Source organism: Sinobaca sp. TMA16-18 (assembly GCF_059510535.1).
Map to the genome: position 1 here is coordinate 146,164 of NZ_JCAKFM010000005.1, position 22,042 is coordinate 168,205.

Sequence of the window (22,042 nt, forward strand, 5' to 3'; positions counted from 1 at the left end):
GATATTATTTATAAAGGAGCTAATAATATGGCAGAGATAAATAATCCGAATAACCAAGAAGAAAAAGAACTGCAGTTCAGTAATGAAGTTATAAAAAAAATTGCAGCATTAAGCGCAGCCGAAGTAGAAGGGATTTTATCCCTCAGCGGCGGAGTAGCTGAAGGGTTTGCAGAACGTCTGGGCAGAAAGAGCCTTACTAAAGGAGTTACTGCAGAAACCGGTGAAAAGCAGGCGGCAATTGAATTAAATGTTATCGCGAAATACGGCGCTAACGTGCCGCAGGTATTCCAGGAAGTGAAACGGAGAATCACTGAAAATGTAAGACAGATGACCGGCCTGGAAGTAGTAGAAGTAAAAATGTTTGTCGACGATGTGGATGTTGAAGGAGATAGAAAGCTCGGAGAAGACGAGCCGGAAGTTCGTGAAACAGGACGTCTCGAATAGTATTGCATTCGAATCGGGCTATTATAATTCTATTTAACTAAAGGAGAACTTGCATATGTTTAGAATGGTAAGCAAATTATTTAAGTTTGGTGTGATGGCAGCACCGTTTATTAAAAAGGGCTACAGCAAATACAAAGCAAAGAAACGCCCAACAGACACTACACGCTAAGAACATCCCCGGCGGGAAGCCGGGTTTTTTTGTACTTAGATCATAATGACTTTACAAGGAGGGTACTATGTCTTTTGAAAATAAAACAGTAGTAGTAACAGGAGCAGCGAAAGGAATTGGTCGTGCGACGGCCCGAATGTATGCCGAAAAAGGGGCGGCGGTCGTGCTGGCTGATGTGGATGAAAAGGGACAAAGTGTAGCAGAAGAGCTTCAAGACCAGAACCTCAAGGCTATCTTTATTAAAACGGATGTTACACGGGAAAGTTCGATGTCTTATTTAATGAAAAGAGTTTATGAAATATACGGCACTATTGATGTACTCGTAAATAATGCAGGGATAGAAGCCTTTCTTTCCCCATTCGAAATAACGTTGGAAGAATGGGAAAACGTGATGCATACGAATTTACGAAGCGTGTTTCTGGGAACAAGAGAAGCCGCGAAGGTAATGAGGCAGACGCAGAATGGAGGCGCTATCGTTAATATTGCTTCAACGAGAGCATCCATGTCAGAACCCCACTCGGAAGCCTATGCAGCCTCAAAAGGAGGCGTTATCGGCTTGACGCATTCATTTGCGGCTTCTTTAAGCCCTTATAATATTACCGTGAATGCCATCTCACCGGGGTGGATCGAAACCGGAGATTATCAAAAGCTTTCTATTCACGATCATACCCAGCACTTGTCCAACCGGGTAGGGCGTCCGGATGACGTAGCGAAGGCCTGTCTTTATTTATCCGAAGAAAACAATGATTTTGTCACAGGAACCAACCTGGTTGTAGATGGAGGAATGACCCGTAAAATGATCTATGAAGAATAATCTAGGAAAAGCGGCGGATGACAGGGTGAACGGAAATGGAAACATTTCCAGCCACCGCCCTGGAAATCATGCAGCTTTTTTCTGCTTTGTCAGCGAGCCGTATGGCTTTTGCTTCTTCCTTTTCGGTAACAGAGGATGTGAGCAGTAAATCCGGATAATGGATAATCTCTTTATACGTAAAAACACCATTGGTTACATCGACGAGTCCTTTGCTTTCCATGGAGAGCTTTTCTGTTTTGATGCCGGCTCTTTCCAGCATGGCGGCAAACGTAATAATATAACAGGCAGCAGCTGCCCCGAGAAGCATTTCATCAGGATTGGTCCCAATGCCGGGTCCGTCCATTTCCGCAGGAATAGAGATCGCGGTTTCCAGATGTTCAGAAGCCAGCGTGCCTACGCTGTTTCGGCCTTCCGGCCAGTGCGTAGTAACGATAAAAGGGTGCAGAGCCAAACGTATCACTCCTTCAATGTATAGGGATATTCTTTTAAACTAACGAAATATGGTACTTATTTCAAGAAATATCTTCCAGACTGTCTTGACAAGGTTTACATAGTAACTGTACGATAAGATTATGTTTAATGGAATCGATTCCATTAATGAAATAAAGGAAGGCGGTAGATGAATGAATTGGCTTCTGACAGATAAAAGCAAGCGTCTTACTTCTGATAACAGCAGAGAACTGGAATATATAAAAGAACAGGTGGCACTATCGCCGTGGCGCCAGACGTTTCATATTCAGCCGGAGAGCGGTTTGTTAAATGATCCAAATGGTTTTGCCTTTTTTAATGGGGAATATCATTTATTTTACCAATGGTATCCGTTTGGCCCTGTGCACGGGTTAAAGCATTGGTATCATCAGACATCAAAGAATCTAGTAGACTGGCAGAGCCATGGGGCGGCGCTTGCGCCTGATATTTATGAAGACAGGCACGGGGTCTACTCAGGCAGCGGTATAGTGGTAAATGAAAAGCTTGAGCTTTTTTATACGGGCAATACGAAGCTTGATAATGGAGAAAGACTGCCTTTCCAATGCTCCTGTGCGATGCGGGCGGATGGAACGTTTGAAGAGAAGAAGGTGCTGATCGAAGGCGCGCCGGACGGATATACGACGCATTTCAGGGATCCGAAAGTATGGCAGACAGAAGACGGCACGTATTATGCAGTAATTGGCGGCCAGCGGGATAACCTGACGGGAGTCATCCTGCTTTATGCTTCTGCTGATCTCGAGAACTGGGAGTGTAAAGGAGAAGTTAAAACAAGCCTGCCTTCGTTTGGTTACATGTGGGAATGTCCGGATTACTTCGAAATGCAGGGACACGGAATCCTGATGTTTTCTCCGCAGGGGATCGAAGCAGAGGGCGACCGCTTTCGAAATATCTACCAGTCCGGTTATATTATGGGAGAGACACTTGATTTAACAACGGGCAGGCTGGAGCACGGGGATTTTAAAGAGTGGGATCACGGTTTTGATTTTTATGCACCGCAGACAACGGAAAGTCCGGATGGCAGAAGAATCTTAATCGGCTGGATGGGGCTGCCGGATCAAAGCTATCCGACCGATCGTTTTGGATGGGCCCATTGCTTGACGCTTCCGAGAGAGATTGCGTTTGAAAACGGGGAAGTGCGGCAGAGACCGGTGAAAGAATTAGAAGAAAAACGCATCACCTCAGAGCACCGGACCTGGAACGAGTCAGACCAGATGCTGAATGGAAGCGCTTATGAGCTTAATATCCGTTTTGATTCGCTGCCGGATGCACCTTTTTCTTTATATGTGCGGGAAGGCACGGAGGAGAGAACAGCACTGCACTACGATCCGCAGGAAAAGAAGCTTATCCTGGACAGAACAGACAGCGGAGAGCCGTTAAATGAAGAGTACGGCACGGTGAGAGCTGCTTCGCTGTCCCATCCGCTGTCGGATCTTAGATTGTTCGTTGATACCTCTTCAATAGAAATATTCGCAAACGACGGGGCGTGCGTCTTTACTTCACGGATTTTTCCGAAAGAAGACAGTACAGGCATCCGACTGCAGGCAGAAGGCAGCGGCCTGGCCTTTCATGCAGAAAAATGGGAATATAAATAAAACCACAGCCCTTTCAACGGGGCTGTGGTTTTTTTGCTATTTCAACTGGTCGCGTTTATGCATGGCGACAAGAGTAATCATTTCAAAAGCGACGGCGGAAGCGAGTGCTGCCGTGATTTCTCCATGATCATAGGCCGGCAGTACTTCAACGAGATCAAATCCTTTAATGTCCAGTCCATATAACCCTCTCACATATTCAAGCGCTTCGTGGCTCGTCGGACCACCGACTTCCGGCGTTCCTGTGCCGGGGGCATAGGCCGGATCAACAAAGTCGATATCGTAGGAGACAAAAGCAGGAGCGTCCCCAACGCGTTCCCGCACCTGGCGGAGCACTTCTTCGCAGCCAAGCTTGTGTACTTCACGCATTGGAATTGTTTTAAAGCCCAGGTCTACTGGATCCGTTACATCATGGGGACCATAAAGCGGGCCGCGCAGGCCTACTTGAATAGAACGGGATGTGTCAATTAAGCCTTCTTCCACGGCCCGCCGGAAAGGAGTGCCGTGCATATATTTTTCCCCAAAGTAGTTATCCCATGTGTCGCTGTGTGAATCAAAATGTATCAAAGCGACAGGCCCGTACTTTTTGGCAAAGGCACGAAGATGGCCCAGGCTTACAGAGTGGTCCCCACCTAATATTACGGGCGTCACATCATCGGCCAGAATAGTGGAAAGCTGTTCTTCCACGAGTTCGTATGAGCGGTGAATGTTCTGCGGAACCGTGTCAAAATCACCGTAATCAACGCCGGAGCAGTAGTCGAATATATCAATTTCCTGATCCGGGTTATACGGGCGGAGCAGGATGGAGAAATTACGGATGTGCTGAGGGCCGCCTCTCGCTCCAATCCGGTTTGATACCGCGGTGTCAAATGGGTTTCCGACCACGACGAAATCAACGTCTTTTGTTGTGCGGATGTTTTCCAGGCGCATAAATGTGCGGACTCCGGTGTAGCGTGGGCTTAATGAAGAGTCTTTTGGTCTGTACATATGTAATCCTCCTAGAATATCGTATTAGAAAAAGAAAAGATGGGCCATCGCAACAATAATAGGCAGCGTAATAATGGTCCGCTGAATAAAGATAATAATCAGGTCAAGCAGGGACAATGGAATTTTGGAACGAAGCAGAAGAATACCTACTTCCGACATGTAAACGAGCTGTGTCATCGATAAAGCAGCGATAACGAACCGGGTTAGCTCGCTTTCGATCCCGCTTCCGATCACAGCCGGCAGAAACATGTCGGCAAATCCTACGATCATGGCCGGAGCGGCAGCGCCTGCTTCAGGAATGGACATCCACTCCAAAACCGGCACAAGCGGGTAGGATAAGATCGTAAAAATAGGCGTAAATTCTGCCGTTAACAGGGCAATGGTTCCAAGCCCCATCACAAGAGGAATTAAGCCGAACCAGATATCGAGCACATTTTTGGTTCCGTTTACGACCAGCTCTTTTGGCCCTGTTACTTCGGACGCTTTAGCCACTGCTTTTTCAGAAGCCCAGCGCAGCCGCGTTTTGCCTTCCGGAACGTCTTCTGAAATCTGTTTGCCGACCGGCTCATAATATACGTCGGATTTCCGGGACAGAGGCGGAATGCGCGGACATATGATGGCAGCTGAAAGGCCGGCAACAATCACTGTCAGGTAAAAAGGAATAAACATATGATCAAGTCCAATAAATTGAATCACCACTAAACTAAAAGCGATAGAGGCGACAGAGAAATTAGTAGCAATAACAGAAGCTTCCCTTTTCGTATAAAAGCCGCCTTCGTACTGCTGGGTGGTAATGAGAACGCCGACCGTTCCGCTTCCCATCCAGGAAGCCATCGCATCAATAGAAGAACGGCCGGGGAGCTTAAATAATGGACGCATAAGCGAACGGACGAGCGTACCGATAAACTCCATTAAGCCGAACTGCAGGAGAAGCGGCATGAGGAAGCCGGCGACAAGAAACCATGTAGTCAGAACCGGAACTAAATCATAAAGAACGGTTCCGCCGGTCAGGTCGGACCATATGACTTCCGGTCCTATCTGATACAGAACCATAACAGCAAAAGCGGCTCCTAAAAGCCGGAAGCCGGCCCAGACCCAGCTGACCGCAAACAGTTCGCGAATAAACGGAAAACGCTGCAGCCAGGCGGCGTTTTGTTTTTCAGCGGTCATTGCCACAAGCGTCATGACGCCCGACAAAACGAGCAGAAGCGTCATAAATGAAGCCAGGCCGTCCTGAAATACAAGCTGAAGGGATTCGGCAGCGATACCGATGCCTATCGTCCACTGCCCTTGATAGGGAACAGGGAGCAGAAATAAAAACAAGCTGATAATAGAAGCAGTCAGCGCCTTGGACATATTTCGTTTCGTCCAGGTCGTTTCTAAACTGTGCCTGTCCACTTCTTTATTTGATTCCATCGTGTCCACATCCTTTGCAAGTGTCTACCCTTACCTATTGCAAAAACCATGCCAATATCAGGAGCGGATGTTGTATTTTTTTAATTTGCGGACGACAGAAGGCTGGCTGATCCCAAGCCATTTTGCCATTTCAGTCGTCGTCCGGCAGTTGGAAGCGGCTTCTTGCATAATGGATGCTTCGACTTCAGCGAGCGTGTCCGGAAGCGTTTTGGAAAAGGTATCGTACATTTCTTTTTTGGCAGCCGGCGAGCGCGGAATGGTAATATCGTTTGCGGTGACAACGCGTGAGCCGCTTGTCACAATCAAGCGCTCAATCATGTTCATCAGCTCACGCACATTGCCTTTCCATTCCAGTTCGCTCAATAAATAAAGCGTGTTTTTATCGAAGGATATGTCCCGGTTGTGCTTCTCGGAAAACTCCTGGAGAAAATGGTGGATCAGCGGAATAATATCGGAAGAACGCTCCCGGAGCGGAGGGATCGTAATAGGCACCACGTTCAGACGGAAATACAAGTCTTCCCGAAAAGTATGCGCCTCGACCATCTCATCAAGCTTTTGATTGGTGGCACTAATGAGCCGGAAGTCAACAGACTTTATTTTGCGGCCGCCCACTCTGTAGAACTGCTTCTCCTGAATGAACTTCAATACTTTCACCTGGTCAGCGAGAGAAAGCTCTCCAATTTCATCCAGAAACAGCGTGCCGCCTTCCGCCAGCTCCGCCAGGCCGATCTTGCCATGACGCTGGGCCCCGGTAAAGGCACCGCCTTCATAGCCGAACAGCTCCGCTTCAAACAAAGACGCCGGAATGGCACCGCAGTTTACTTCAATAAAAGGACCTTCGGTGCGCCTGCTTTCTTTATGAATCATTTTCGCGATCTGGGTTTTCCCAACCCCGGATTCCCCGAGGAGAAGCACGTTAACATCCACATCGGCTACTTGTTTTGCCATCTCCAGGCACCGCTTCATCTCCGGCGATTTAGCCACAAATCCGTGCTCCTGCATGTGTCTGCTGCGCAGATGGGTAAGTTCGTGAAGCACACGCTCCATTTCTCCTTCCATATCCTCCAGATAGCTTTTCATATTAACGAGCTCAGTCACATCATGAGAATAGGTGGCAACCCGCCACAGCTTTCCCTTTGCATTGAAAACGGGAACACCGGTGACGAGAAATTTTTTATTTTCCCTCGTCGTTTGAATCAGCGTCACCCGTTCTTCCTGCTTCTTAACCAGAGGGGTAACAATGGGGGTGAAAAGACCTTCTTGCTCAAGATCATATACGGAGCGGCCGACGAGCTCTTCGTCGTTGTGAAGGCCATACAGCTCCTTCATGGCCGGTGTAACTTTCGTAATCACACCGTGAATATCAGTTACCAGCAAATCATCTTTAATAGCATTCAATATCGCTTCATTTTCTGCGTTAATCGTCGTATTATCCACATCTTTCATCCTTTCCTAAATGCATTATTCATTATTGAATAATGTATGGGAGAAAAATTCCCCCGCCCTGGACGGAGGAATTATCATGTATGTTAAGAAAAAATATCGGTGCGGCGTTCTTGATTCATCGTATAAAACGTCTGCCGGCAGGAGTGCTGGTAGGCACTGTCCAATGAAGCGGTCCCGATATCAGGCTCTCCGGAATAAAGCTGATGCCTCAGTTTCCCATCCGGAGCATAAAGGGAAGATTCTCCAAAGTATGAAAAAGAGCCGCTCTGTCCTGTCTGATTCACCGCCGCTACATAAAGCGAATGATCACGGGCGCGGGAAGAGGCAAACCCGTGAAATGCATGTTCGTAAGGCTCTTCCCATGCGCTTGGGGCAACAAGGATGTCGGCTCCTTCATTGGCCAGGTAAGCCGCATGTTCCGGAAAGGCCATGTCCCAGCAGATCATAACCCCGATACGGCCTATTTCAGTTGATAATACTAAAGGAATACGGCCTTTTTTAAAAGAGGTTTCCCCGCTGGTGCAGTGAATTTTCCGATAGGTGCCGGCGAGCGTTCCTCCGGGGCTTATCACGTTGACCGCATTGTATACCTGCGTGTCTCCGGGAACAGCCTCGGCAAATCCATAAAACAGATAAATGTTGTGTTTTTTGGCAAGAGCGGAAAGCTCATCATAATGGCTGCCTTCCGCGTGGCTGGCCGAGGGGGCATAGGCATGGCCCGCCTTGTAGCCGGACACGCACATTTCCGGCAGGACGACTGCTCCCAGACCCGGGGAAGTCTCTTTTGCCTTCTGGACGGATTGTATGACCATCTGGATATTTTTCTGTTCCCTGCCTACAGAGTAAGAATCCTGAATCAGCGCTATTTGAGTATCATTCATGCCGTACTTGTCCTTTCCTTAGGTGCTAATGTCATAAAGAGCCAGTAGAGAAGACCTGACAGGAAGAAAGTAAGAATAGTGGAGCCGATAGGGAGCGGAGCAATATACGTAAAGTATAAAGCAAAGCCTGCGCCGAGGACATAGGCCAAATAGGAGAATGTGTTAATTCCGTTTTGGTACTGGTACGTGCCGCGGGCATTGGAAACCAGCTCCTCCGCTTCATATTTCGCTTTGTGAATTAAATAGTAATCCGTTAGAATAATCGCAAAGATAGGAATATAAAGAGTTGCAATCAATAGAACGAAATCAAAGAAGTTAGCCATCAGCATGTCTTTGAAAAGCGCTCCTGCAGTTGTTATAACGCCAAAGGCCAAAGCCGGCTTCCAAAACGTCAGCTTTGGAAAAATATTTAAAAACGACATGTTTGCGCTGTAAAGCGCCATCGCATTGGTAGATAATACCGAAAAGAAAACGACCGTCGCTGCAACCAGGCCGAAGCCGTGCTGGGCTAAAAGAATAGTTGGGTCGTATGTCTGCGGCATGCCTCCAATAATACTGTAGCCGCCGACTGCTGCCCCAAGGCCAAAGGCAATAAGAGAAGCAATAATGTAACCACTGAACGTAGCCGCCATTGCCCCTTTTTCACTTTTGGCGCTCCGGTTATAATCGCAGACCGAGGACATCCACGAGAAGGCGGTCGCAATCACAATATCAAAGGCAATAACGGCCGTTGTAATAGGATTTTCGTTTAACTGCATCATAATTAAGTCATTCAGCTGATACACGGTAAAAAGCTGATAAAAAACAATAAAGGATAGAACGAGCATCGCCACCGAAATGAATTTCTGTGTCAACGCGATGCCGCGGATACCGTAAATAACAATCAGGACAACAATGATCTGCGTAAGTATTGTAAATAAATTAATGTTGCTGTAGCCAAATACAGTATTTACTGCGTAATTCAAGCTGAGTCCGGCCATATAGGCCTGAATCCAGCTCCAGCCGACAAGGACAACCGTATTTGCCAACGCCGGCAGGACGGCGCCTTTCTGCCCGAAAGCCCCGCGGGAGATTACCATAGTAGGAAGTCCGGTACGCGTCCCGATCCGGCCCATTAAAGCGAGAGGAACTGCGCCGACCGCCGAGCCGATCAGGCTGACAGTAACGACGGTTTGAAACGATATATCCGGAACAAACAGCATGCCTGTTAAGATGGTAGTAATAACAAAGTTAGCCGCAATCCATATAGCGAATATGCCAAACGTGCTGACTTTTCGCTCATGGGGCTGGAGGGGACGGATATCATCTGTGCCAAACTTCTTCTTTTTTGCTTCCATGAACAGTTCTTCCCTTCAAGGTGAATTTATTTTTCAAAGTGGTACCAGCCCGGTGAAGCAAGGCTGTTTGAATAATTCGTATGTTTGTATTCGGTAAAAGAAACAAGGCCTTCCGGGCCGAGTTCGCGGCCTATTCCGCTTGCTTTAACGCCGCCCCACGGTGCATTTACGTAGGGGGTATGATAACTGTTGACCCAGATAATGCCGGCCTGAAGCCGTGCCTGCACCCAGTCTGCGAGCTCTTTGTTTTCTGTGAGTATACCGGCAGCCAGACCGTATGGTGTACCGTTGGCAAGAGCGACCGCTTCTTCGGGGGCGGCAAAAGACTGGATCGTGGCAACCGGTCCGAATACTTCTTCCTGCACCACGGCCATCGACTGCGTGACTCCGGTCAATACAACTGGATCAAGAAAAAAACCGGGCCCCTCGAATGTTGTGCCGCCGCATAAACGCTCTGCACCTTCTGCTTCTGCCTGCCTGACAGCAGCAGATACCTGCTCATAGTGATTTCTGCTGATCACAGGGCCCAGCTCTGTCTCGGGAAGAAGCGGATCTCCTGCTTTCAGCTGCTGCAGCTGTTGCACAAGCTCTTCCTGGAAAGAATCGAGTATCGTTTCCTGAACGAGGAAACGAGGGGCGGCGACGCACACTTCGCCCTGGTTAAAAAAGGCGGCAAAAACGGCCCAGGACACAGCTTTTTCCACAGAAACATCATCAAACACAAGCAGCGGTGATTTGCCGCCCAGCTCCAAAGACACTCGTTTCATGGAAGCCGCGCAGGAGGCATAAATTGATCTGCCCGTTGGAACACTGCCCGTAAAGGATATTTTTGTCAGGACAGGGTGATCGACCAATGCTTTTCCGACCGTGCCGTCTCCGGTAACCAATTGAAAGACACCGGCAGGAAGCCCGGCTTCTTCGAGTATTTCAGCGAGCAGGACAGCGCTCAGCGGGGTAAGTTCAGATGGTTTGTACACGACCGTATTTCCTGCTGCCAGCGCCGGCGCGACTTTCCAGATGCCCAGCAGAAGCGGGAAATTCCACGGAATAATCAATCCGCAGGCGCCTATGGCTTCTTTAGAAACAATACTTGTGGTTCCGTCTTCCATTTCTTTTGTTTCTGTAAGAAAATGAGGAATCAGGCCGGCATAGTACTGCAGGCAGGCCGCCGTGTCTTCAATATCGAGCTCGGCCTCCCGGATGGGCTTCCCGGTATTTTGGGTTTCCAGAGCTGCGGCCTCGTCTTTTCGGTCTAAAAGGATCAAAGCAGCCTGCAGAAGCACTTGTTTTCTTGCTTCTGCATCAAACCGCCAGGAAGAAGTGTTAAAGCAGTCCAGAGCGGATGTGGCCGCATTATCAACCTGCAAAGCGTCAGCATCGCGGATAGAGGCAATAACTTCTTCGGTAGCAGGATTAACGATCGAGCGGGCCGGACCGTTTCCTTCCAGCCAGCCCCCGTTTATATAAATTGACTTCATGATGTGTCAGCCTCCTTGTACATGTGTAATTAGAATATTTGCAAAATTCGTGCCAAGTGTAAAAAAACATATAAAAAGAGTGAAAAGACGGCTCTGCTTATTTTCCTGCCGTACGTTTCCCAGTATAATAGGAAAAAATGCTGCATGCGGAACAATGATAGATAATCTGACAATAGTTATTCATTATTGAATAATTATTTATTATTGAATAAAAGGAGAAAATTATGGCTGTATTTGAATCGTCCCATCTTTTAAAGCAACTGCCGGAACAGTTTTTTGCATCGTTAACCAGAAAGGTGCAGAAGCTGCAGCAGGAAGGAGTTTCGTTGATTAATCTTGGACAGGGCAATCCGGACCGTCCCACACCTGCACCGATTGTGAAAAAAATGCAGGAGGCGGCCGCAGATCCGGCAAATCATAAGTACGCGCCTTTCCGGGGATACGCTTCTCTTAAAGAAGCCGGTGCTGCTTTTTATAAAAAAGAATACAACGTTGACCTTGATCCCGAAACAGAAATAGCCGTGTTATTCGGCTCCAAAGCGGGACTGGTCGAATTAAGCCAGTGTTTATTAAATGAGGGCGATACGGCTCTGCTTCCAGATCCAGGCTATCCGGACTATTTGTCCGGTATTGCGCTCGCCAAAGCAAAAAGTACGTTTATGCCGCTTTTGGAAGAAAACCAGTTTCTTCCCGATTATAAAGCCATATCGGAAGAGACGTGGGAGAAGGCAAAGGCTTTGTTTTTAAACTACCCGAACAACCCGACAGCAGCCGGAGCGGATGCCGGTTTTTTTGAAGAGACCGTAAAATATGCGGAAAAGCATCATGTCTGTGTGATTCATGATTTTGCTTACGGAGCACTCGGATTTGACGGAGTAAAGCCGCCGAGCTTTTTACAGGCTCCAGGTGCCAAAGAAACGGGAGTAGAACTGTATACGCTCTCCAAAACATATAACATGGCGGGATGGAGAGTGGCGATTGCGGCAGGCAACGCTTCTGTTATTGAAAGCCTGAACCTCCTGCAGGACCATATGTATGTAAGTATATTCGGCGCTGTCCAGGAGGCGGCTGCTTTTGCCTTCACAGCGGAGCAGACAGAAGTGTACGAGCAGGCCGCGATATATGAAAAGCGGCGTAATGTGTTTCTGGAAGAACTGCAGCAAGGCGGTATTACAGCGTTGCCTTCCGCAGGTACTTTCTTTGTTTGGCTTGCGGTACCGAAAGGATGGACGTCGGCTGCATACGCGGACCTTCTGCTTGAAAAAGCCGGTGTTGTAACGGCGCCTGGAAGCGGATTTGGAGATAAAGGGGAAGGGTATATCCGAATCAGCCTTCTCGAATCCGAGGAACAGCTCAAAAAAGCAGCCCAAAAAATTGCTGCACAGACAAAAGCCCTGCGCTCTTTGTAAAAAGAGCCAGGGCGGTACTGCCTGATATTATTCTACGAGACCGTAATATTTGAGTCCGTTGTAAATGCCGTCATTTTCAACGCTTGAGGTAACATATTTAGCGGATTCTTTTACCACGTCAGGAGCATTTCCCATAGCGACGCTGTTTTCAACAAATTTAAGCATTTCAATATCGTTTAAATAGTCGCCGAAGGCGTAGACATTTTCAGGCTTGGTGCCTGTTTCAAACATATACTGTTCGATGCCTTTTGCTTTGGAGCCGCCGGGAGGAAGAATATCCATAGACAGCTCATGCCAGCGGATAAAGTCCAGGTTGTCAAAATACTTGTGGTATTCATTTTCTTCCTGCTTTCCGCAGAATATAAGCATCTGATAGATGTTGTGGTGCTTATAATAATCGCTGTCATGATCCGGATGCATTGCTTTCAATGTAGAAATGCTCGTTTCAATGTCTTCATGATGGGGAACGTTGGCACGCATGCCTTCGTAGCTCATATAAACAAGCGGATGATTACGCGCTTCGCTGAAGCCGTTGATTTCTTCAATCGCTTTTAAATCAATCGGGTTTTTGCGGATCGCTTCTCCTCTTCGTTGCACATACTGTCCGTTAAAGCAGACAAATGAATCAATATTAAGCTCCTGCTGAATGCCCTGAAACAAATAAGGTGCCCGTCCTGTGCTGATAGCCACTTCGTGGCCTGCTTTATGAAGCTCAAAAATAGCATGTTTAGTAGAGGCCGGGATTTGCTTTTTATGGTCCAGCAGGGTGCCGTCGATATCAAAAAATAGTAATTTTTTCTCCATAGGTTTTCCCTTTCCTCTCCGCTCTTATGCAGGTATCTGTTTTCTGCCCTTACAGATTACCATATCCACGGGGTGGAAAGGCAGGGTTTTCTATTATCCGTACTTCTCTTTATGCTCTTTCTTCAAAGCGAGGTACGTTTCGTCTTCTCTCGCTTTGATCCACTTTTCTTCAAAAATCGCTGCGGATTCAGCTTTTTCTTCATTGATCTGCCTTTCGTTCACGTTGCCGTCTTTATCGTATTTTTTTCCGCCCTTGTAATTTGCATAACGCCTGGCGCGGGTGTAGCCCATCTGCAGGTATTTACGGGCCATATCCATGCCGACAAAATCCCCCTGCTTTTTATACTCCAAAAACATCTCATAAATTTTTTCAGACGACTCTTTGGCGATATCCGGCGTTTTAAAACGCCAGTGCGGCAGAATTTCACCTTTGTAAGGCTCTACCATTAATAATCCCTGTTCCCCGCGTCCAATTTCATACTTTTCTGGATTTTTACGGAAATCTATATTGTCAAAGTCTTTCTTATAGTCGAAACCCAAAGCTATCTCCCCCTTATCTAAAGATAGTAGCCGTAAAAGGGCGCAAATAAACCGAGAAGTGCAAAAAAGGCTCTTTTCATTTTTTATGAGTTCCTATAAGGTATAATTAATAAACAAGTTCAAGCTAAGAAAGAGGGAAGCCATGAGAAAAAAACCATACGTCACCGACGCAATTATTGGAAATGGAAATATGCTGATTTCTTTAACAAAGGATGGCGAGGCTCATCGGCTTTATTGGCCTCAAATCGACTATACTGACCAAATCAATGCACAGTCCGCGGGCTTTTATGATTACGAAACGGAAAAAACCCTTTTCTTTCACGGAAAAAGCTGGAAGCATACGCAGTATTATCGGAAAAATACGAATGTTCTTATAACAGTTCATCAGTATGAAAATTGGGTCGTAGAACAAAAAGATTTTGTCCTGTCGGACAGGGACGTGTGGATCCGCCGTTTTAAAGTGAGAAATACGGCTGACTATGCGCGGAAAGTGCAGATACTGTACAACTCGGACAGTGCGGTAGGCGGAAGGCATCACTTCCAGACCTCGGATTTTGACGAAAATACGGACTGTCTGTATCAGTATAACCGGAGCGACTGGATGGCTCTTGCCAGTCCCAATCCGATTACGAATTATTTCATAGGCAATTTAAATCTTCAGGCGCTGCCCGAACCGTTTGACGGGCGAAGCGTATTTAATCATCCAGAATCGAGCCTGTTTTTTGATTTTGACACGATCGAGCCGCAGGAGGAGCATGCCGTTTCCATCTATTTAGCTTGTGGAACGAACAAGCGCGAAGTAACCGATTTAATCTGGTACTGCCGCCGGGAAGAAGAAGACCTTGAAGAAATTACCGCGGCTTACTGGTATAAGGTACTGGAGAAAGCAAAGCGTTATTCCTATGGGGGCGAACGCACGCAGGAGATATACGACCGGTCTATCCTCACTTTTCATCTATTAAAAGATAAAAAAAGCGGAACGTTCATTGCCGGTCCGGAAGGCGATGAGAACTACGACTTTTCGGGAGGATACGCCTACAGCTGGGGACGGGATGCCGCCTTTATCGCAGCTGCCGTGGACACAGCGGGCTACCCTGAGCTCGTAGATGAATATTACCGCACGATAGCCAGCTGGCAGATGGAAGCCGGTTACTGGGAGCAGCGCTATTATACGGACGGACAGGTGGCTCCCAACTGGGGAGTGCAGATAGATGAAACAGGGTCCATTCTCTGGGGCATTCATGACCACTATGCTCAGACCGGGGATAAATACTTTAAAGAGATTATGTGGCCGACGGTGAAAAAAGGTGCTTTTTTCCTCAGGGACTTTATTGATAAGGAAACAAATCTGCCGAAGCCCTCGAAAGACCTGTGGGAAAAGCGTGACGGCTCACACAGCTATTCCGCTGCGGCGGTTTACGGCGGCATGATCGGTGCTTCCAAGCTCGCCCGGGAAGAAGGAGAGCACCATCTGGCGGAAACCTGGGAAAAAGTAGCGGTCGATATAAAAAAAGCGCTGGAAACAAGAGCGTGGAACGAAAAAAAAGGAAGTTTCCTAAGAACCATCAAGCTGGCGGTGAGTGCCAGTGTCTATGAAGAAGCACTGGCAGAGGGCCGTGAAGGATTTATTGAGTACAATCAGAAGGGCACCCCGCTGTACTATTTATGGGAAGATGATATAACCGATATCTGCCTGCTCGGATTGAATTATCCGTTTAACGTATTCGATTCTGGAGACAAACGGATGCAGAAAACTGCAGATCTGATTGAAGCAGAGTGTACATCGACTCATATCGGCGGCATTGAGCGTTTTCCGGGAGACGTATATATTGGCGGCAATCCATGGATTATTACGACGCTGTGGCTTGCCATTTTCAAAAAAAGAAGTGGCAAAACAGCCGAAGCCCATGAACTGCTGCAATGGACGATCGGGCACGCAAACCACCTTGGGCTGCTGCCGGAGCAGGTAGATAAGCATACGGCAGAACCGGCCTGGGTGATGCCTCTTACCTGGTCGCATGCGATGTTTGTTCTTGCCGTTAAAGAAATGTCGACAGAAGAAACAACGTATAATCTGGAAGAAGATTTGGAAGCAAAACGATAATAAACTAAAAAATAACCCTCACCAAAGTGCTGACCCCAAAAAGTTAGATTTCACTCTAACTTTTAAGATGCACTACCCAATGGTGGGGGTTATTTTTAATGGATTGAAGTTCTGAATGCCTGATTTACAGTAAAGGCAGATAAAACAGCATAAACGCGGCAAAGCTGCCAAATACACTATAAAGGACATAAAGAAACAGGGCTTTGTAAGCCTTTTGTTCGATCAGACGGAATGATTCCATACTGAATGTGGAAAACGTAGTAAAGGCACCGAAAAAGCCAACTGCTGCTGTAAGAAACAGTGGATCGTCGTAGGCGTCTCCCGGAACATATCCGTAAAAAAGCGCCAGAAATAAACCGAGCCCCGCAGAGCCTAGAATATTCACGCTGAGCATTGCCGTAGGAAAAGACCGCTCCGCCAAGGTCCGGTCGATCCACTTTCCAATAAGATAGCGGCAGACCGCACCGGCCGCACCGCCGATCATTACTAAAAATATCATGAGCCATTCCCCTCCTCAGATGAGCGGAGTTTTCTTCCAAGACGCTGTCCACCGGCAAATCCGGCCCAGGCAAAGATAATACCCCCGATAATAGTAGGGAAAATATAGGCTGCTATATGAACCGGTGAAAGCGCCGAACCGATTAAAACCGTGTCTGACACAATGGTGGAAAAAGTTGTATAGCCGCCGCACAGGCCGACACCGAGTCCGGCGCTGATCCATTCCCGAACGGTGAAAATGGCAAAAAAACCGGTCAATGCGCCGAGAAGCGCACTGCCGCTCCAGTTTTCCATCAGGGTGCCGAATGGAAAGGTATAGTCGATCGCAGCAAGGTTAATCGAGTAGCGAAGCAGGGTGCCAAGCATAGCGCCGACTGCAATGGCGAGCAGCACACTTGGCGGCCCAAATCGTTTGTTCATGGTTATCCCCGGCTTTCTATGTAATCTACCTCCAAAAGTATACGTCTTTTATATCAAAAGAAAAAGCCGCTCCGTTAAAAAGGAGCCGCTTCATTAAGGCGAAAAGGTTTGCTGGGCCAGGTTTTTAATTTCTGCATACACATCCACAAATGGTCTATCTGCGTGGAGGGATGCTTTCTCAACATCATCATACTCAGGCGAGGCCTGGTAGAGGGTGCCGCCTTCAAACCCAAGTTTAATGGATATGGGGCCGTAAGCCGTGTCCAGCGTTTCAAACCGCCGGGAAAGAATACGGCGTTCCCACTGGCTGCTCCGCACGCCAAAAGTAGTCGTCTCCCGAAAAAGAATAGATTCCAGCAAAGATTTATCCGCTGATTTGCATAAAACGGTAAGCAGCGTGCCGGGCCTGTTTTTTTTCATATACACCGGCGTGTAATAAACGTCGAGTGCCCCTCCCTGAAACAAACGATTCATTGTCGAGCCGAGGGCTTCTCCGGATATATCATCCACCTGGCATTCCAGGGTATAGACGGTTTCTTCCGAAACGTCTTGTTCTTCAAACAAAACAGCACGCAGCACGTTGGGATGGGAAAAATCCTTTTTGCCGGCCCCGTAGCCGATTTTTTGGAGAGGCAGTGCGGGAAGGCTGCCGAAGGAATCGGCCAGGGCTTTTAGAAAACCGGCTCCGGTCGGCGTCGTTAATTCTCCTTCCACATCGAGGGAAGCAAGCGGAATCCCTGTCAGTAGTTCAGCCGTAGCAGGTGCCGGAATGGGGTAGAGGCCGTGTGCCATCCGCACCTTTCCCTGTCCGGTCGGGACGGGAGACGCCATAATCCGCCCGGCATCAAGACTTTCAAGCGCCAGACAAACACCAATGACATCTATGATAGAGTCCATGGCACCGACTTCGTGAAAATGAACATCAGCGGCCGGCAGACCGTGAATATGCCCTTCCGCTTCTGCAATATGTTCAAAGACAAGCCGGCTCCTGTCTTTTACACGCTCCGCAAGCTCACTCTGCTCGATCATCTGCAGAATATCCGCCGCTTTCCGGTGCTGATGATCATGGTCATGATGATGGTGATGGGATTCTTCAATATCGAGCTGTAAATAAGCAGCGGAAATGCCCTGCTTGATAACCGGTACGATCTCCATCGTAAAGGCATCGAGCGGAAGCTTCTCCAGTTCGGTTCGAATATAGGAAATATCGGCACCGAGGTCAATCAGGGCGGACAGCGTCATGTCGCCCGAGATCCCGGAGATACAGTCCAGATAGATTGTTTTCATGAGGGAGCTCCTTCCGATGCCAGTTTCAAAATCATGGCGGCCTGGTAGGCGGCACCGAATCCGTTATCAATATTGACGACGCTCATTCCGGAAGAACACGAGCTCAGCATACTGAGAAGCGGGGTGAGGCCGTCAAAATGGGCCCCGTAGCCGACCGAGGTCGGTACGGCAAGGACCGGACGTTTCACAAGCCCGCAGACGACGCTTGGAAGTGCTCCTTCCATGCCGGCTACAGTAATAACGACAGATGCTTCCTGGAGAACGTTTCGATAGGAAAGCAGCCGATCAATGCCGGCTACCCCTACATCGTGAATGGTTTCGGTCTCACACCCGAGCCATTTGGCCGTCCATTCTGCTTCTTCAGCAACCGGCAGGTCTGATGTACCGGCAGATACAATCATAACTTTTCCTTTGTGTACGACAGCAGGTTCCCCGTAAATGAGAAGACGCGATGCTTCTTTATACGTACCTTCGGGATGAATGGCAAGCACTTCCCCGGCTTTTTCGGGAGACATCCGTGTAGCCATCGCCCGGCCGTGGGCCTGCAGCAGCTTTTCTATAATCGCGGCTGTCTGAACGGCCGTTTTGCTTTCCCCGTAAATGATTTCCGGATAGCCGTTCCGGGTTTCCCTGTCGTAATCGACTTTGGTATGGCCAAGATCTTCAAATGTCATCAAGCAGTCTCCTTTATATCTTTAGTCAATGGAAACAGGAGAAGATAAGGATAATGATTTATTCATGCTCCCGCTTTTGTAACCGGCAAGGTCCATTGTGACGAACTTGAATCCCAGCGATTCCAGCTTTTCGGAAATGCTGCCGTGCAGGGAGGCAAGCTTTGGCATATCGTCAGGTGTTACTTCGATACGGGCTATTTCGTCATGCGAGCGGACCCGGACCTGAGCCATGCCGAGTTCACGAATGTACTGTTCGGCCGCATCCACCCGGTTCAGCTTTTCGATCGTAATGGTCTCTTCGTAGGCAATCCGGGAAGCCAGACAGGCATAGGACGGCTTGTTCCAGTTCGGGAGGCCCATATCCTTCGAAAGCTCCCGGATTTCGCTTTTGTATAAGTCCGCTTCCTGAAGCGGGCCGCGGACGCCGTGCTCTTTGGCTGCAATAATACCGGGCCGGTGCTCGCCCATGTCATCGGCGATCAGGCCGAAGACAATGTTTTTATAGTGGCGTGTTTCCAGCAGCGGCTTCAGGTTTTCAAACAGGTTGTCCCGGCAGAGGTAGCAGCGGCTGCTTGTGTTTTCCACATAGCCTGGGATGTTCAGCTCAGACGTGGAAATAATCTCATGGGCTGCGTCCAGATGGGCGGCAAGCTCTTTCGTATCAGCCAGTTCCCGGTCCGGAAACGTTTCCGAATCGGCGGTGACCGCAAGCACATTGTCGCGTCCGAGCGTCCGGTTGGCCACNTCTCATGGGCTGCGTCCAGATGGGCGGCAAGCTCTTTCGTATCAGCCAGTTCCCGGTCCGGAAACGTTTCCGAATCGGCGGTGACCGCAAGCACATTGTCGCGTCCGAGCGTCCGGTTGGCCACGTGCAGCAGAAAGGTGCTGTCGATACCGCCGGAAAAAGCGACCACGACGCTTTTCATTTCCAGAAGAATGGATTCAAGCGTTTCCAGCTTTTTTTCAATCATGTATGGATCTCTCCTTTAGTTAAAATAGAAGGTTACACGTACGGGATCGTTAACGGGCCGAGCGGGAGCACCGCGACACTCATGTCAGGTCCGTACTTCTGCTTTAAATCTGCAAGCGTCTGTTCAATGTCATTGCACGGATTAAGCATCGTCTGTTCAATCTGTTCGTTGCTCAGCTTGGAATGAACGTATACATCTGCCCATACTTGAATGACCGCCTGCTTTTGTACCTGCCACTGGTCAAACATTTTAAATTCCGGATCGTTGATCATGTCGAGCAGGCCCTGCGGACTGTCGGCCATACTGAAAATTTCCGCAAAGTTGCCATGGTCGGGGATGCCGTCCGAACATTCTGCTGCGACAATAATGGCTCCGCCTTCTTTTACTATTTTTTGGGCAGCGCTCATGCCTTTAACCGCCTGGTATAAATTCTGGTCAAGTGGATAGCCGGAGTTCGTGGTAATAACAACGTCAAAGCGCTCTTCGCACTGAATCATCGCATGTTCTTTTGTAAAAGCACAGCCTTTTTCGTGCGCCGCAAACAGCTCCCCCGCAAAGACGCCGGTAATATCTTTGTCCCCGTTGAGCGTGACGTTCAAAAGAAAGTCAGGCGGGCAGACGCGGTTAATTTCCCTCGTCATATTCTGAACCGGATTATCCTCCATATTGCCCCAGGTGGATTTAGGATCCCCGATCATCCGGGCGTTGTGGAAGGTCATAATGGTTTCAATCCCGGCTATTCCAGGCATAATGCCTTTAGGGCCGCCGGAGAAGCCGGCGAAAAAGTGCGGTTCAATAAATCCGGTATTAATACGGAAGTCTGCCTCTACGTATTCCTTGTTTAAATAAATATCACAGCCGAATGTGCTGCGTCCTAAGTTAACAAGCTCATCTTTTTCATGGCAGTGATTGTTAATGATCCGGATGTTATCAACGACCCACCGGCCAAGCATTCCGACAAGCTCTTCTTCTGTCTGGTCCCGGTGGGTGCCGGTGCCGTTGATAATAACAAACTGCTCATGGGGAATATGCGCCAGTTCCTCAATAAGAAGCGGAACGAGAATATGATTTGGTGTCGGCCGGGTAATGTCGCTGATTACAATAGCTACTTTGTCAGAGGCTGTGGCCATTGATTTCAGGGGCGGCGTGTCTATTGGGTCGCGCAGGGCATCCCGAACGCCTTGTTTCTGATCGTCCAAAGCCGGCAGGTGATTTGGTTCTATAATAAATGCATCATCCGGCACATTCACCTCAAGATGCTGTTTTCCATAAAGTAGAGAAGTCTGCATAGTAAATCCTCCTTCATTATCGTCTGAATAGTATAAGATAACGGTTACATATATAATAAAAAATAAAAATCCCTGTAGTATCTTCTATGATACCAACACCAGAGCGGAATAGTACAGGGAATATTGATCAGATGAGCAGATCACACAAAGAATAATAATAATCGTTGAAACATGCAACAAAATTTTGTATGATGAAAACACTTACAATAATAGTCATCAGATGACCATATCACTAAATATGCAGTGAGGGAGAGAAAGAAATGAAAGTATCTTTATTTATTACCTGTCTTGGTGATGTATTTTATCCCGGCGTAGGAAAAGATGTGGTGGAAATCCTGGAAAGAAACGGCTGTGAAGTGGACTTCCCGGATGCTCAGACGTGCTGTGGGCAGCCGGCATACAACAGCGGCTATCATAAAGAAGCAAAAAAAGCAGCGAAGCATATGATCAAAACCTTCGACGCAGCAGAATATGTAGTAGCCCCATCCGGCTCCTGCGCCGCTATGTTCCGGGAATACGAGCACCTGCTGGAAGACGATCCCGCCTGGAAGGAACGGGCCCGGGAACTGAGAGAAAAAACGTACGAGTTTACCCAGTTTCTTGTCCGGGTGCTCAAGGTGGAAAGCACAGGAGCGGTTCTGCATGCCAATGCGACCTATCATTCTTCCTGTCACATGTCACGTCTTATCCGGGAGACGGAAGCACCGTTCCGGCTGCTTTCCAACGTCGAAGGGCTGACGCTTCATGAACTTCCCAATAAAAGCGACTGCTGCGGATTTGGCGGCACATTTGCCGTGAAAATGGGTGCCATTTCCGAGCAGATGGTAGAAGAAAAAGTAGAACACGTAGAGGAAACAGGAGCAGAAATACTGATCGGCGCTGATTCCGGCTGTTTAATGAATATCGGCGGAAAGCTGCAGCGCGGCGGAAAACCGGTCAAAATTATGCATATCGCCCAGGTACTTAACAGCAAAGAATAAGAAAAAAATAAAGGAG

At 48.2% G+C, this 22,042-nt stretch carries 21 protein-coding genes and 1 pseudogene; 6 read left to right on the forward strand and 16 right to left on the reverse strand.

The features are described 5' to 3' along the window. Positions 1-27 precede the first annotated feature (27 nt). A complete protein-coding gene (locus AC5W14_RS11055) occupies positions 28-444 on the forward strand; it encodes an Asp23/Gls24 family envelope stress response protein (protein ID WP_496194409.1) in 417 nt (138 codons plus the stop codon). 236 nt (positions 445-680) lie between these two features. Further along, on the forward strand, positions 681-1,427 hold the full coding sequence (locus AC5W14_RS11060) for a glucose 1-dehydrogenase (protein WP_496194410.1): 747 nt from the start codon (positions 681-683) through the stop codon (positions 1,425-1,427). Position 1,428: 1 nt separating this feature from the next. Here the strand turns inward: AC5W14_RS11060 and AC5W14_RS11065 are convergent, their stop codons facing one another. Beyond that, positions 1,429-1,878 (reverse strand): OsmC family protein, encoded by a 450-nt coding sequence (locus AC5W14_RS11065; RefSeq protein WP_496194411.1) that lies wholly within the window; start codon positions 1,876-1,878, stop codon positions 1,429-1,431. Between the two features lie 172 nt (positions 1,879-2,050). Here AC5W14_RS11065 and AC5W14_RS11070 point away from each other — a divergent pair, with 172 nt between their 5' ends. After that, entirely contained in the window at positions 2,051-3,508 is a 1,458-nt protein-coding gene (locus AC5W14_RS11070; protein ID WP_496194412.1) for a glycoside hydrolase family 32 protein, read from the forward strand. Positions 3,509-3,544: 36 nt separating this feature from the next. Here the strand turns inward: AC5W14_RS11070 and speB are convergent, their stop codons facing one another. The 6 genes from speB to AC5W14_RS11100 all read right to left on the reverse strand — a co-directional run bounded on the left by speB (position 3,545) and on the right by AC5W14_RS11100 (position 11,050). Then, entirely contained in the window at positions 3,545-4,492 is a 948-nt protein-coding gene (gene speB, locus AC5W14_RS11075; protein ID WP_496057851.1) for an agmatinase, read from the reverse strand. A gap of 24 nt (positions 4,493-4,516) precedes the next feature. Next, a complete protein-coding gene (locus AC5W14_RS11080; protein ID WP_496057850.1) occupies positions 4,517-5,908 on the reverse strand; it encodes a YjiH family protein in 1,392 nt (463 codons plus the stop codon). Between the two features lie 57 nt (positions 5,909-5,965). Beyond that, positions 5,966-7,354, reverse strand: a complete 1,389-nt coding sequence (locus AC5W14_RS11085; RefSeq protein WP_496194413.1) for a sigma-54 interaction domain-containing protein — start codon at positions 7,352-7,354, stop codon at positions 5,966-5,968. Positions 7,355-7,437: 83 nt separating this feature from the next. Next, on the reverse strand, positions 7,438-8,235 hold the full coding sequence (locus AC5W14_RS11090) for a carbon-nitrogen hydrolase family protein (protein WP_496194414.1): 798 nt from the start codon (positions 8,233-8,235) through the stop codon (positions 7,438-7,440). Continuing rightward, the gene (locus tag AC5W14_RS11095) at positions 8,232-9,572 is read right to left on the reverse strand and encodes a purine-cytosine permease family protein (RefSeq protein WP_496057847.1); all 1,341 of its coding nucleotides are present in this window, start codon (positions 9,570-9,572) and stop codon (positions 8,232-8,234) included. Before AC5W14_RS11095 ends, AC5W14_RS11090 begins: the two co-directional genes overlap by 4 nt. A gap of 26 nt (positions 9,573-9,598) precedes the next feature. Further along, the gene (locus AC5W14_RS11100) at positions 9,599-11,050 is read right to left on the reverse strand and encodes an aldehyde dehydrogenase family protein (RefSeq protein WP_496194415.1); all 1,452 of its coding nucleotides are present in this window, start codon (positions 11,048-11,050) and stop codon (positions 9,599-9,601) included. Between the two features lie 224 nt (positions 11,051-11,274). Here AC5W14_RS11100 and AC5W14_RS11105 point away from each other — a divergent pair, with 224 nt between their 5' ends. Then, entirely contained in the window at positions 11,275-12,459 is a 1,185-nt protein-coding gene (locus AC5W14_RS11105) for a pyridoxal phosphate-dependent aminotransferase (protein ID WP_496194416.1), read from the forward strand. A gap of 27 nt (positions 12,460-12,486) precedes the next feature. Here the strand turns inward: AC5W14_RS11105 and AC5W14_RS11110 are convergent, their stop codons facing one another. Both AC5W14_RS11110 and AC5W14_RS11115 read right to left on the reverse strand, forming a co-directional pair. Beyond that, entirely contained in the window at positions 12,487-13,263 is a 777-nt protein-coding gene (locus AC5W14_RS11110; protein ID WP_496057845.1) for a Cof-type HAD-IIB family hydrolase, read from the reverse strand. Positions 13,264-13,356: 93 nt separating this feature from the next. Then, positions 13,357-13,803: a DUF4385 domain-containing protein gene (locus AC5W14_RS11115; RefSeq protein ID WP_496194417.1), complete on the reverse strand. Its 447-nt coding sequence runs from the start codon at positions 13,801-13,803 to the stop codon at positions 13,357-13,359. Positions 13,804-13,945: 142 nt separating this feature from the next. On the opposite strand from AC5W14_RS11115, the gene AC5W14_RS11120 reads away from it, so the two are divergent. Then, positions 13,946-15,907 carry a glycoside hydrolase family 15 protein gene (locus AC5W14_RS11120; protein WP_496194418.1) on the forward strand — a complete coding sequence of 654 codons (1,962 nt, stop codon included), beginning with the start codon at positions 13,946-13,948 and terminating at the stop codon, positions 15,905-15,907. A gap of 124 nt (positions 15,908-16,031) precedes the next feature. Here the strand turns inward: AC5W14_RS11120 and crcB are convergent, their stop codons facing one another. The 7 genes and pseudogenes from crcB to larA all read right to left on the reverse strand — a co-directional run bounded on the left by crcB (position 16,032) and on the right by larA (position 21,046). Next, positions 16,032-16,406: a fluoride efflux transporter CrcB gene (gene crcB, locus AC5W14_RS11125; RefSeq protein WP_496194419.1), complete on the reverse strand. Its 375-nt coding sequence runs from the start codon at positions 16,404-16,406 to the stop codon at positions 16,032-16,034. Next, positions 16,403-16,825 carry a fluoride efflux transporter FluC gene (locus AC5W14_RS11130; protein WP_496194420.1) on the reverse strand — a complete coding sequence of 141 codons (423 nt, stop codon included), beginning with the start codon at positions 16,823-16,825 and terminating at the stop codon, positions 16,403-16,405. The genes crcB and AC5W14_RS11130 overlap by 4 nt, the downstream gene beginning before the upstream one ends. Positions 16,826-16,918: 93 nt before the next feature. Next, on the reverse strand, positions 16,919-18,112 hold the full coding sequence (gene larC / locus AC5W14_RS11135) for a nickel pincer cofactor biosynthesis protein LarC (RefSeq protein ID WP_496194421.1): 1,194 nt from the start codon (positions 18,110-18,112) through the stop codon (positions 16,919-16,921). After that, positions 18,109-18,786, reverse strand: coding sequence for a nickel pincer cofactor biosynthesis protein LarB (gene larB, locus AC5W14_RS11140; protein ID WP_496194422.1), 678 nt, complete (start codon positions 18,784-18,786; stop codon positions 18,109-18,111). Before larB ends, larC begins: the two co-directional genes overlap by 4 nt. Before the next feature lie 21 nt (positions 18,787-18,807). After that, positions 18,808-19,530: an ATP-dependent sacrificial sulfur transferase LarE gene (gene larE / locus AC5W14_RS11145; protein WP_496194423.1), complete on the reverse strand. Its 723-nt coding sequence runs from the start codon at positions 19,528-19,530 to the stop codon at positions 18,808-18,810. Positions 19,531-19,550: 20 nt separating this feature from the next. Next, a pseudogene (locus tag AC5W14_RS11150) lies at positions 19,551-19,757 on the reverse strand (ATP-dependent sacrificial sulfur transferase LarE); the annotation flags it as partial. Positions 19,758-19,789: 32 nt separating this feature from the next. Continuing rightward, a complete protein-coding gene (gene larA / locus AC5W14_RS11155) occupies positions 19,790-21,046 on the reverse strand; it encodes a nickel-dependent lactate racemase (RefSeq protein WP_496194424.1) in 1,257 nt (418 codons plus the stop codon). 260 nt (positions 21,047-21,306) lie between these two features. On the opposite strand from larA, the gene AC5W14_RS11160 reads away from it, so the two are divergent. Next, the gene (locus AC5W14_RS11160) at positions 21,307-22,026 is read left to right on the forward strand and encodes a (Fe-S)-binding protein (protein WP_496194425.1); all 720 of its coding nucleotides are present in this window, start codon (positions 21,307-21,309) and stop codon (positions 22,024-22,026) included. Positions 22,027-22,042 lie beyond the last annotated feature (16 nt).